Annotated in this window: 11 protein-coding genes; all 11 read right to left on the bottom strand. The window is 67.0% G+C overall.

Annotation, left to right across the window (positions count from 1 at the left end):
- Positions 1-55 precede the first annotated feature (55 nt).
- On the bottom strand, positions 56-448 hold the full coding sequence (pilH, locus tag ASD72_RS13045; protein WP_056880386.1) for a twitching motility response regulator PilH: 393 nt from the start codon (positions 446-448) through the stop codon (positions 56-58).
- A 104-nt stretch (positions 449-552) separates the two neighbouring features.
- Positions 553-1,548, bottom strand: a complete 996-nt coding sequence (locus ASD72_RS13040) for a YhdH/YhfP family quinone oxidoreductase (RefSeq protein ID WP_056880696.1) — start codon at positions 1,546-1,548, stop codon at positions 553-555.
- 104 nt (positions 1,549-1,652) lie between these two features.
- Complete coding sequence (locus ASD72_RS13035; protein ID WP_056880695.1) at positions 1,653-1,946, bottom strand: GIY-YIG nuclease family protein; 294 nt, start codon at positions 1,944-1,946, stop codon at positions 1,653-1,655.
- A gap of 266 nt (positions 1,947-2,212) precedes the next feature.
- The gene (locus ASD72_RS13030) at positions 2,213-2,806 is read right to left on the bottom strand and encodes a TIGR00730 family Rossman fold protein (protein WP_056880385.1); all 594 of its coding nucleotides are present in this window, start codon (positions 2,804-2,806) and stop codon (positions 2,213-2,215) included.
- 107 nt (positions 2,807-2,913) lie between these two features.
- Positions 2,914-4,365, bottom strand: a complete 1,452-nt coding sequence (gene lpdA / locus ASD72_RS13025; RefSeq protein ID WP_056880384.1) for a dihydrolipoyl dehydrogenase — start codon at positions 4,363-4,365, stop codon at positions 2,914-2,916.
- A gap of 151 nt (positions 4,366-4,516) precedes the next feature.
- Entirely contained in the window at positions 4,517-5,728 is a 1,212-nt protein-coding gene (gene sucB / locus ASD72_RS13020; RefSeq protein WP_056880383.1) for a dihydrolipoyllysine-residue succinyltransferase, read from the bottom strand.
- A 51-nt stretch (positions 5,729-5,779) separates the two neighbouring features.
- Positions 5,780-8,608 carry a 2-oxoglutarate dehydrogenase E1 component gene (locus tag ASD72_RS13015; protein ID WP_056880382.1) on the bottom strand — a complete coding sequence of 943 codons (2,829 nt, stop codon included), beginning with the start codon at positions 8,606-8,608 and terminating at the stop codon, positions 5,780-5,782.
- A gap of 188 nt (positions 8,609-8,796) precedes the next feature.
- Positions 8,797-9,705 (bottom strand): GNAT family N-acetyltransferase, encoded by a 909-nt coding sequence (locus ASD72_RS13010; RefSeq protein ID WP_081420328.1) that lies wholly within the window; start codon positions 9,703-9,705, stop codon positions 8,797-8,799.
- Positions 9,702-10,952, bottom strand: coding sequence for a cupin domain-containing protein (locus ASD72_RS13005; RefSeq protein ID WP_056880381.1), 1,251 nt, complete (start codon positions 10,950-10,952; stop codon positions 9,702-9,704). The genes ASD72_RS13010 and ASD72_RS13005 overlap by 4 nt, the downstream gene beginning before the upstream one ends.
- An 85-nt stretch (positions 10,953-11,037) precedes the next feature.
- Positions 11,038-11,943 (bottom strand): subclass B3 metallo-beta-lactamase, encoded by a 906-nt coding sequence (gene bla / locus ASD72_RS13000; protein ID WP_056880380.1) that lies wholly within the window; start codon positions 11,941-11,943, stop codon positions 11,038-11,040.
- Positions 11,940-12,338, bottom strand: a complete 399-nt coding sequence (locus ASD72_RS12995) for a VOC family protein (protein ID WP_056880379.1) — start codon at positions 12,336-12,338, stop codon at positions 11,940-11,942. The genes bla and ASD72_RS12995 overlap by 4 nt, the downstream gene beginning before the upstream one ends.
- Position 12,339: the final 1 nt, after the last annotated feature.

Below are 12,339 nucleotides of genomic sequence, written 5' to 3'. Positions count from 1 at the left end.
GAAACGAGAAGAGCAGGCTCGCGCCTGCTCTTCGGTATGCAGCGAGGCCGCGGCGTCAGGTGGACGGCGGCGAGGGCAGTTCGCGCGCGTTGAAGATGCGCTCGATGACCTCGGCCAGTTCGTCTTCCGAGAACGGCTTGGTCAGGTAGGCCTTGGCGCCCTGGCGCAGGCCCCACATGCGGTCCGTGTCCTGGTCCTTGGTGGTCACCAGGATCACCGGGATGTGCTTGGTCGTGGCTTCGCGGCTGAGTGTCCGCGTGGCCTGGAACCCGTTCAGGTTGGGCATCACCACGTCCATCAGGACCATGTCGGGCAGTTCGCGCTTGGCGACTTCCACGCCCGCGGCGCCGTCTTCGGCGGTGATGGACTCGTGCCCCAGCTTTTCGACGATGCGCTGGATGCCGAGCAACTGCGACGGTGAATCGTCGACGATCAGAATCTTTGCCATGGAGTTCCCCAAGTTGTCCCCGCCGAGGATTGTAGAGCGACTTTGGGACAAGACAAATGGGGATCGCGGCCAGGGTATGACGCCTGTCGCGCCGCCACTGCCGTTCATCCCATTCGCACGAGCGTGCGGCCGAAGGACCGGCCCGCCAGCATCGTCCGGAAGACCTCGGGCAGCCCGTCCAGGGTGGTTTCCCGGGTACAGATGGTGTCCAGGTGGGCCGGCTTCCAGTCACTGCCCAAATGGGCCCAGACCGCCTCGCGAACGTCCCGTGCGGTGCCCGCGGAGGCCACGCCCAGCAGCGATACACCGCGGATGATGAAGGGCATCACCGTGGTAGGCAGGTCGTGGCTGGCCGCCAGCCCCGCGGTCGCCACGTTGCCGTAGGGCGTGGTCTGCGCAAGCAGGCTGGCGAGCATCGCGCCGCCCACGTTGTCCAGTCCGCCGCCGAAGCGCGCCGATTCCATCGGGCGTGTCGTGGCCAGGGCGTCCCGTCCGAGGACCTGGCGGGCGCCGATCGAGGTCAGGTAACCGGTGTTCTCCGGTTTGCCGCTGATCGCGTGCACCTCGAATCCGGCCTTGCTGAAGATGTCCACGGCCAGTGAGCCCACACCGCCGGTGGCGCCGGTGACGGCGAGCGGGCCCAGGTCGGGCGTCTGCCGGTTCTCGCGCATGCGGAACAGGGCCAGTGCGGCGGTGAAGCCGGCCGTGCCGAGGATCATGCTTTCGCGCAGGCTCAGGCCGGCGGGCAGGGGAATGACCCACCTGGCTTCCAGCCGTGCGTACTCGGCATAGCCGCCGTCGCGTGTCTCGCTGAGGCCGCAGCCGGTGACGAGCACGGCGTCGCCTTCCTTGAACGCGGGGTCGGTCGAGGCCACCACATGGCCCGCGACGTCGATACCGCCGACCAGCGGGAAGCGCCGCAGGATCTTGCCTTCGCCGGTACCGGCCAGCGCGTCCTTGTAGTTGACCGAGGAGTAAGCGGTCTTGACGACGACTTCACCCGGGTTCAATCCGTCGAGCGTCAGCGTCTCGATGCCGGCGCGATAACCGGCGTCATCGTTGTGGATGCGGAAGGCGTTGAAGGAAGTGGCCGACGTCATGGTGTGCTCCGTCATCCCGGCGAACGCCGGGACCCAGTGGCGTCGATTCTGCTGGCGCACGGAAGAAAAGCCAAGGCGACGCCGTACGACTTTCGTACGTTGCTTCATGCGATCTCGCCATCGAGATCACGCCAGTACGGATTCCGGTCCTCGATCAGCTCGATCTTCCACGCACGTTTCCATTCCTTCAGCGCCTTTTCGCGCGAGATCGCGGATTGCATGGTCTCATGCGCTTCGTACCAGACGAGCGTGTGGATGCGATAGCGCCGGGTGAAGCCGGGGACCTGATCGGTCTTGTGCTGCCAGACGCGCGAAGGCAGGTCGGAAGTCACGCCGATGTAGAGCGTTCCGTTGCGGCGGCTGGCGAGGATGTAGACGTAGGGGGCATGCTGGCGCACAGGGCGCTCCTTGCCCATGTCGGCGACACGCTTGATCATCGACCCGAATGCTTGTCACGTTCAAGCGCAAGTCGCTGGGTCCCGGCTTTCGCCGGGATGACGGCTGGGGAATCTGTGCTGACCGACCATATCCGTTGGTGGACCGGCACCAGGCATGACGAGCGAAGAACACATCGCCGTCATCCCGGCGAAAGCCGGGACCCAGCGACTTGTCGGCGAGCGGTCAACCGAAAAGACGCTTCCTTCGCCTGCCGACGATCCACAGCTCAACGCAACGACTTTCGCCGCTTCTCATCCATCCACTTGTCCGCCTGCGCCGGCGAATAGGCGCGCATCCAGGCGACCATCGCGTCGAGATCGTCGCCATGCCACAGGTCGTTGCGCTGTTCCGGGTGCAGGAAGCGTTCCTCGACCATGCGGTCGATCATGCCCATCAGCGGGGTGTAGAAGCCTTCCACGTCGAGGAAGGCGCAAGGCTTGTCGCCGATGCCGAGCTGGCGCCAGGTCAGCATCTCGAACATTTCGTCGAGCGTGCCGAAGCCGCCGGGCAGGGCGACGAAGGCGTCGGACAGGTCGAACATGCGCTTCTTGCGTTCGTGCATGTTGGCGACCACTTCCAGGCGGGTGACGCCCTTGTGCGCGACTTCCCAGCCTACGAGTTGCTCGGGGATCACGCCGATGACGTCGCCTCCGGCCGCGAGTACCGCATCGGCCACGATGCCCATCAGGCCGACGTTGCCACCGCCGTAGACCAGTTGCATGCCTTCCTTCGCGATGCGGTCGCCCAGCGCGATGGCGCGTTCGGTATAGGCCGGCTTGCTGCCGGCGTTGGAGCCGCAGTAGACGCAGATGCTCTTCATGGTCGGTGTCCTGTGTTGCCTGTTGTCAGAAACGCAAAACGCCAGGCTTCGCCTGGCGCATGCGGTGTCGTCTCGGTGGCCACGCGATGCGCGGCTGCCGTGCGGCCTCAGTTGGCCTTGTGGATCGAACGCTTGTGCACGGCCATCGCGGCGTCGTGGATGGCTTCCGACAAGGTCGGATGCGCATGGCAGATGCGCGCCAGGTCGTCGGCCGAGCCCTTGAATTCCATCGCGATCACACCTTCGTGCACCAGTTCTGACACGCCCACGCCCACGGCATGCAGGCCCAGGATCAGGTCGGTTTCCTCGTGGGCGATGACCTTCACCAGGCCGGCCGGTTCGCCCATCGCCACGGTGCGCGCGATGGCGGCGAACGGGAAGGTGCCGACCTTGTACGGCACGCCCTCGGCCTTGAGCTGCTGTTCGGTCTTGCCGACCCAGGCGATTTCCGGCTCGGTGTAGATCACCCACGGCACGGTGTCGAAGTTGACGTGGCCCGGCAGGCCCGCGATCAGTTCGGCCACGGCGATGCCTTCCTCGAAGCCCTTGTGCGCCAGCATCGGGCCGCGCACGCAGTCGCCGACGGCCCACACGCCGTCCACGCCGGTGTGGCAGTGGTCGTCGACTTCGATCTGGCCGCGGTCGGTCAGCTTCACGCCGGTGCCGTCGGCCAGCAGGCCCTTGCTTGCGGCCTTACGGCCCACGGCGACCAGCAGCTTGTCCACCGTCAGCGTCTTCTCGCCTTCGGCGTCGCTGTAGGTGACCACGACTTCCTTCTGCTTGCTCTTGCCGCTGCCCTTGCCAGACACGACCTCGGTCTTGCTGACCTTGGCGCCCAGGCGGATGTCGAGGCCCTGCTTCTTGAATTCCTTGGCGGCGACCTTGGCGATCTCGGTGTCGGCGGCGGCCAGGAACTCCGGCAGCGCTTCCAGGATCACGACCTCGGCGCCGAGGCGCTTCCACACGCTGCCCAGCTCCAGGCCGATCACGCCGGCACCGATCACGGCCAGGCGCTTCGGCACTTCGGTGAAGTCCAGCGCGCCGACGTTGTCGACGATGGTGTCGTTGTCGAACTTCGCGAACGGCAGCTCGATCGAATCCGAACCGGCGGCGATGATGACGTTGGTACCCTTGAGCTCGACGTCGCTGCCGTCGTGCTGCTTGACCTTGACCACGTTGCCGGGCTGCAGCTGGCCGAAGCCGTAGTACGGGGTGATCTTGTTCGCCTTGAACAGCATCGCGATGCCGCCGGTGAACTGCTTCACGATCTTGTCCTTGCGGCCGACCATCGCTTCGACGTCGATCTTCGCGTCCTTGAAGCTGATGCCGTGGTCGCCGAACAGGTGGCCCATGTTCCAGAACTGGCGCGAGGAATCCAGCAGCGCCTTGGAGGGCACGCAACCCACGCGGAGGCAGGTGCCGCCCAGCGCGGGCTTGCCGTCCTTGCCCAGCGCGGCGTCGATGCAGGCGACCTTCATGCCCAGCTGCGCGGCGCGGATGGCGGCGTGGTAGCCGGCCGGACCGGCACCGATGACGACGACGTCGAATTGTTCAGCCATTTGGAAGTCCTTTGCATTTCCCTTCTCCCGTCGGGAGAAGGTGGCGCGAAGCGCCGGATGAGGGTGCGGCGGAGTGGGGATGCTGCAGGACGCGGCGGCTGCCGGACCCTCACCCCAACCCCTCTCCCGGTGGGAGAGGGGCTCACGCCGATCACATGCCCAGGAGCATGCGGTGCGGGTTTTCCAACTGGTTCTTGATGTCGACCAGGAACAGCACCGCGTCCTTGCCGTCGATGATGCGGTGGTCGTAGGACAGGGCGATGTACATCATCGGCGCGGCGATGACCTGGCCGTTCTCGACGATGGCGCGGTCCTTGATGGCGTGCATGCCCAGGATGGCGCTCTGCGGCGGGTTGACGATCGGCGTGGACATCAGCGAACCGAAGGTGCCGCCATTGGTGATCGTGAACGTACCGCCCTGCAGGTCTTCCAGGCCCAGCTTGCCGTCGCGCGCCTTCTTGGCGTACTCGGCGATGCCCTTCTCGATGTCGCCGAAGCCCATGCGCTCGACATTGCGCAGCACCGGGGTGACCAGGCCCTTCTCGGTGGAGACGGCGATCGAGATGTCGGAGTAGCCGTGGTAGATGATGTCGTTGCCGTCGACCGACGCATTGACGATCGGGTGGCGCTGCAGCGCGTTGGCGGCGGCCTTGGCGAAGAAGCTCATGAAGCCGAGCTTGATGCCGTTGGCCTTCACGAAGTCGTCCTGCAGTTCCTTCCGCATTTCCATGACCTTGCCCAGGTTGACTTCGTTGAACGAGGTCAGCATGGCGATGGAGTTCTTGGACTGCATCAGGCGCTCGGCGATGCGGGTGCGGATGCGGGTCATCGGCACGCGCTCTTCCGGACGCGCGCCACCGGACACGCCCGCGGTCTTGCCGCTGGCGTAATTGACCAGGTCTTCCTTGGTCACGGCGCCACGGCGACCGGTGCCTTCCACGGCGGCCGGATCGATGCCCTGGGTGATGGCGGTGAAGCGTGCGCCCGGGGGCAGCGCGTCAGCGCCGCTTGCGGCGGCGGCGGCCTTGGGCAGGTCCTGAAGCTGGGTCTTGGCGGCCGGTGGTGGAGCCGCTTCGGCTTTCGGTGCTTCAGCAGCCGCGGGCGCCGGCGCGGCGGCTGCCACGGCGCCTTCCTCGATGATCGCCAGCAATTGCTGGCTGGTCACCGTGTCGCCTTCCTTGAACTTGATCTCCTTCAGCACGCCGTCGACGGGCGAGGGCACTTCCAGGACGACCTTGTCGGTTTCCAGGTCCATCAGGTTCTCGTCGCGCTTGACGGCATCGCCCACCTTCTTGTGCCAGGCGGCGATGGTGGCGTCGGAGACGGACTCGGGAAGAACCGGAACTTTGACTTCAGTGGCCATTGGATGGGGCGTCCTGGTGGTGTTGTTGTTCGTTGGAATGTGGAGACGTGCTTACTCGGCGACGTTGTCGCTGCCGAGCTTGTTGACCAGCGCATCGGCGACCAGCTTCAGCTGCTCCTCGACGTGCTCGGCGAAATGGCCGGCAGCGGGCGAGGGCGAACGCGGACGGCCCGCGTAGTGCAGCGTCTGCTTGTCGGCCAGGCAGGCCTGCAGGTGGTGCTTGATCTGGTACCAGGCGCCCTGGTTCTGGGGCTCTTCCTGGCACCAGATGAGCTCGGTGGCCTTGCCATAGCGCTTGAGCTCGGCAGCCAGCTGTTCGCGCGGGAACGGGTAGAGCTGCTCGATGCGCAGGATGGTCACGTCGTCCTGGCCGCGCTTCTGCGCATCTTCCAGCAGGTCGTAGTAGACCTTGCCCGAGCACGCGACGACGCGTTTGACCTTCTTGGCGTCGGCGGCGGCGTCCGGGATCAGGTGCTGGAACTCGCCGTTGGCCAGCTCATCCAGCGTGGACACGGCCAGCTTGTGGCGCAGCAGCGATTTCGGCGTCATGACGATCAGCGGCTTGCGCGTGGTCATGCGCATCTGCCGGCGCAGCATGTGGTACGCCTGGGCCGGCGTGGTGGGCACGCAGACCAGCATGTTCTCCAGCGCGCACAGCTGCAGGAAGCGCTCCAGGCGTGCCGAGCTGTGCTCGGGGCCCTGGCCTTCGTAACCGTGCGGCAGCAGCAGGGTCAGGCCGCTGATGCGGCCCCACTTGGCTTCGCCCGCGGCGATGAACTGGTCGATCACCACCTGCGCGCCGTTGGCGAAGTCGCCGAACTGCGCTTCCCAGATGCACAGGGTGTTGGGGTCGGTGGTGGAGAAGCCGTACTCGAACGCCATCACCGCTTCTTCGCTCAGCAGCGAGTCGATGATGGTGGCCTGCTCGGGCTGTTCCACCAGCTGGCGCAGCGGCAGGTAGTAGCTGTCGGTCTTCTGGTCGTGGAGGATCGCGTGGCGGTGGAAGAACGTGCCGCGTCCCGCGTCCTGGCCGACCAGGCGCAGGCCGTTGCCTTCGGCCAGCAGCGTGGCGTAGGCGAGGTTTTCGGCGAAGCCCCAGTCGGCGGCCTGTGCGCCAGCGGCCATCTTCACGCGGTCTTCGTAGATCTTCGCCACGCGCGGGTGCAGTGCCACGCCGGCCGGGATCGTCGTGATGATCTTCGCCAGCGAATCCAGCGACTTGCGCTTCACCTTGGTGTCGACCGGGTCGCTGAGCTTGCCGGACAGGTAGCGCGACCAGTCGATCGCCAGTTCATCGCCCTTCTGCTTGGCGAGTTCGGTGGTGTACTCACCGGAATCCAGCTTGTTGCGGTACTCGTCGGCCAGCGCCTTGCCGCCTTCGGCCGGGATGATGCCCGCGCCTTCCAGCTTGGCGGCATACATCTCGCGCGTGGTCGCGTGCTTGCGGATGGTCTGGTACATGACCGGTTGGGTCGCGGCCGGCTCATCGGCTTCGTTGTGGCCGTGGCGGCGGTAGCACACCAGGTCGATCACGACGTCTTTCTTGAACTGCTGGCGGAAGTCGTAGGCCATCTTGGCCACGAACACCACGGCTTCCGGATCGTCGCCGTTCACATGGAACACCGGCGCGCCGACCATCTTGGCCACGTCCGTGCAATACAGCGTGGAACGCGAGTCTTCCTTGTTGCTGGTGGTGAAGCCGATCTGGTTGTTGATGACGATGTGCAGCGTGCCGCCGACGGCGAAACCGCGCGCCTGCGACATCTGGAACAGCTCCATCACCACGCCCTGGCCGGCGAACGCGGCGTCGCCGTGCATGATGATCGGCAGCACGGTCTGGCGCGCGGCGTCGGTGCGGCGCTCCTGGCGCGAGCGCACGCTACCGGCTACGACCGGATCCACGATTTCCAGGTGCGACGGGTTGAACGCCAGCGCCAGGTGGACCGGGCCGCCCGGTGTGGCGATGTCGGCGGAGAAACCCATGTGGTACTTCACGTCGCCGGCATGGGCGAGGCTGTTGTCGTGCTCGAACTTGCCCTCGAACTCGTCGAACAGCTTGCGCGGGCTCTTGCCCAGCGTGTTCACCAGCACGTTGAGGCGGCCGCGGTGGGCCATGCCCACGACGATGTCCTTGACGCCGCCTTCGCCGGCACTGCGGATCATCGTGTCCAGCAGCGGGATGAGCGCATCGCCGCCTTCAAGCGAGAAGCGCTTCTGGCCGACGTACTTGGTGTGCAGGTAGCGCTCCAGGCCCTCGGCAGCGGTCAGGCGTTCGAGCGTGCGGCGCTTGGCGTCTTCGGACAGTCCGAACTGGCCGCCGGCCGTCTCCAGGCGCTGGTACAGCCACTGGCGCTGCTCGACTTCCGGGATGTGCATGAACTCCACACCGATCGGGCCGGTGTAGGCCGCCTTCAGGCGGGCCAGCAGGTCGCGCAGCTTCATCCGCGCATGGCCACCGACGTTGCCGGTGCTGAACTCGTTGTCCAGGTCCTTGTCGGACAGGTCGTGGAAGGACAGCTCCAGATCCGGCGGGTTGACCGGCGGGGTCAGGCCCAGCGGGTCGATCTGCGCCCCCAGGTGGCCACGGGAACGGTAAGCCGTGATCAGGCGGCCGACGTTGCGCTCGCGTTCGTCGCCGCCAGCGGCCACGACGTGGCCGTTGTTGGCGGCCTGGCGGGCGGCGTCGGTGATCTGCTGGATGACGACCGAATGCGGTACGTCACCGGCTTCATGGCCCTTGAAGCCATCGAAGTAGGCCTTCCACTTGGGGCCCACGCTGTCCGGGGCGACGAGGTACTGCTCGTACAGGTCTTCGACGTAGGAGGCATTGCCTCCGTTGAGCTGCGAGGATTGCGCGAACTGCTTCAGGAGATTGTCCACGATGGCGATGGCGTGCTGTGGGGTAGTCGAGGAGGCGCTTACGGTCCATGTCGCGCGATGTCCGACGGACATGGACGAAAACCCAGAAATTATACCCCCATGCCGGGAAGGGGGCGTAACCGGATTGGACTAAAGACGCAGGACACGGGCCCGCGAAGGGGCGCGCGGTGCGTTCCCTGAGGTCTCTGTCAGAGGCCGAGTGCGCGGAATTCCGTGACAGGACGCGCGCGTTCCCACATCTGGGTGAACTCGTCGCGCAGCTGGCGGGCGCGTCCTGCATGCTCCAGGCCCGCTTCGCCATCGAAGCGATGGCCGAGCGGGCGATAGTAGTAGCCATGGTCGTCGTTGGCGACGAAGGCCGCGGTATAGGGCAGGTCCACGGGGTCCTGCACGTCGCGGAAGGCGAACACGCTGGGCAGGCGCTGGCCCAGGCCGATCAGGGGCGCCAAAGCATGCTGGGGCGTCGCCGCATCCTGCAGGAGGACCTGGACCTGCACGCCGGTGCGGTGCGTGGCGAACCGGCGCAGGGCATCCAGCACGGGCGGCGCGTCCCACAGCCCCGGATCCAGCGCACGGCTGTAGATCGAGAGCGAGCGACGCGCCTGCACGATGACGGCGGTGGTGATCGCGACGGCTTCGGCCCGGTGGGCGATGGTGGCGGTGCCGCCCAGCACCCGGCGCATGCCCTGGTGCTCGATGCCGGCCTCGACGAAACGCTCGCCTTCGGGCAGGAAGCCATGTCGGGCATAGAACCGTTCGGCATCCACCTGGGCATGCAGGGACACCGTTGGCCATTGGCGCTGGCGGGCTTCCGCCAGCAGCGCGAGGAGCAGGGCCTCGCCAACGCCTCGGCCGCGCCAGGCGGAGAGCACGCCCATGCGCCCGATCCGGTGGTCCGGGGTGAGGCGGGCGGTGCCGATGGGCGCGCCGTGGGGATCGCGGGCGATCACGTGGTGGCACAGCGGGTCGAGCGCGTCCTGCTCGAGGTCGCGCGGCACCCCTTGCTCCTCGATGAAGACCACGTCGCGGACGCGCCGCAGGTCGTCCAGCGTGGCGGCGTAGTCGGCCGCCTCGATGCGGAAATCCGGGGTGGTCATGGGTCTTGGTCCTCGGAGGCCGGGTCGTCGTCGTCCAGGGCCAGCTGGTAATGGCCCTGCGCCGCGAGCGCCATCACCGCGTCGCGGCCTGCCTCACTCAAGGCGCCATAGGTCGGGCCGTCGAGGCTTTCCAGTGCGGCCAGCGCCTGCGCCTCCTTGACCGGCAGGGCGTAGTCCAGGCCGTTGCAGAACAGGGTGGCCCCCTTCTTGCGCCGGCGCCAGGCGAACCGCGAGAACGGGTGCCGCAGCAGGCGTGCGCCCTGCTGCAGGTCCCACTCCATCTCGATCCGCGAAGGCGCATCGGGCGACGGCATCACGTCGCCGGAGGCGCGATAGGTGGTGATGAAACGGCCGAACCAGTCGCCGACCAGGTCGGGATCGTTCATGCGCAGCGCGTTCAAGGCCTCGACCACGCGCTCCATGGCGCGCGGGTCGATCTCGTTGGGGTCCTGCGGGGTGGCCAGGTCTTCGTCGTGGTAGCGCACGGCCTCGTCGGCATCGGCGATCAGCGTGTCCAGGTAGTCGCCGATCAGTTCGGCCGACGACGGCGCACGCATGCCCACCGAGAACGTCAGGCAGGGGTTTTCCGCCACGCCGTGGTGCGGGACCAGCGGCGGCAGGTACAGCATGTCGCCGGGCGAGAGCACCCATTCGTGGGTGGGGTCGAACTGCCGCAGCAGTTTGATCGCCACGTCTTCCTGGAATCCGAGATCCGGTGCCGGCTTGCCCATCGCCACGCTGGCGTCGATCGCCCAGCGGCGCTCGCCCTGCGCCTGCAACAGGAACACGTCGTAATGATCCACGTGTGCGCCGACCGAGCCGCCGGTGGCCGCGAAGCTGATCATGATGTCGTCCACGCGCCACCGCGGCAGGAAGCGGAACTGGTCCAGCAGCGCGCGCACGTCGGCATCCCACTTGTCCACGTCCTGCACCAGCAGGGTCCAGTCGTGGTCGGGCAGGCCGGGGAAATCCTCTTCCTGGAACGGACCGGTACGGACATCCCACGCGCCGGTGGCGCGGTCCAGGCTGATCATCCGCGCCAGCACGCCCTCTTCGCAGGCCAGGCCGGCCAGGTCTTCCGGCTGCACCGGAGTTTCGAAACCGGGGAAGGCATTGCGGATCAGCAGGGGGCGCTTGTGCCAGTAATCGCGCAGGAAGCGCTCGGCAGGCATGCCCAGCGGATGTTCGCGCGTGGCGTCGATCTCGAATGGAAGCGAAGGGGCACGGGCGGAAGTCTTCTTGTTCATCGGGTCGTATTCACGCGGCAACGCGTCGTGCAGGGAAGGGGGAGGTCAGCGTCGCCGAAAGCGACGCGCCGGGCATTGATGCCGATCAAGGATGGGCGGGCGTCGTCATGGCGGCTTCGTCGGCCAGGCGCTTGTCGAGGCGCTGGGTGGCGGTGTTCGCATACGCACGGCAGGCACCGGTATCGGACAGCGGCGCGCGGGCGCCGGGACCCATCCGCGACCACAGCCTGCTTGCCGAGGGGTGGGGCGTGATCAGTACGTCGCAGTCGAGCGCGGCGATCCGTGCCAGCGTGTCGCGAAATGCGGCCACGTAGCCCGGGTGTGCCTGCTCGTCGCTGTAACGGTACACGTCGTCGGAGATCGCGGTCAGGCTGTCGGCATAGACCATCTGGTGGCAGACATCGCCTTCGCACGAACGCCAGGTCCAACTGGTGCCCCCGGGTGTGTGGCCGGGCGAAGCGACGGCTTGCAGGGCCAGCGGCCCGACGCGCACGACGCCGTCGTCGGTAAGGGTGACGACGCGCTCGACCGGGGCGATGGGTTCGGATACCTCGAGCTGCGGATCGCTGCGGTCCGGGGTGCCGCGCTTCAACGTGCCGACGGCGGGCGCACGTGCGTACACGGGCGCACCGGTGGCGCGCTGCAACTCGGCCAGGCTGCCGGCATGGTCGTAGTGTTCGTGCGAGAACACGATCGCGCGCACGTCCTCGGGGTTGAAGCCGAGCGTGCGGATGTTGGCCAGGATCTGCGGGCCGGCCTGCGGCGTGGCGGCATCGATCAGGATGTGGCCGGCATCGGACGTCACCAGCAATGCGCTGATCCCGCAGGTGCCGACGAACCAGGTGTTGCCGTAGACCCGCAAGGGCGTCGCGGGATCGTTCCAGCCGGCATCATCGGCGCAGGCCTTGGCGGCGGGCGCATCGGCCGCGAGCGTGGCGGACGGGAGTGCCCAGGCAAGCAGGCCGCCAAGCAGGAAGGAGCGGAACATCATGTGGCGATCTCGTCGTAGCCGCGGTTGACGAACTGCAGCAGGCACCAGCCGTGGCCCCACGGGTCGGCCAGGCGGACGATGCGGCCCCAGTTCGCGTCGCGGATCTCGGCTTCCTGCACCAGTCCGGCCCGGAGGGCGCGCTCCAGGGCAGGTTCAAGGGCGTCCACCACCACGTCCAGGTGCACGGGCGTCCAGTGGCGGGTGTAGTCGCGGCGCGCCTCGGCAGCGGCGACGGACCCGGCCGCATTCTGCAGCACATAGATCGGTGCCTGCGCCCCCAACAGCTCGACGCCGCCATCGCCGAAGCGTCGCCCGGCGGAGAGCCCGAAGGCGCGCGTGTACAGCGCTTCCGCAGCGGGAAGATCGGGGACGTCGATGTTGATCAACAGGTGCATC

The sequence above is a fragment of the Pseudoxanthomonas sp. Root630 genome, assembly GCF_001427585.1.
Taxonomy (GTDB): domain Bacteria; phylum Pseudomonadota; class Gammaproteobacteria; order Xanthomonadales; family Xanthomonadaceae; genus Pseudoxanthomonas_A.
The sequence above is the reverse complement of the archived record's forward strand: the minus strand, read 5'-3'. Positions and strand labels throughout refer to the sequence as shown.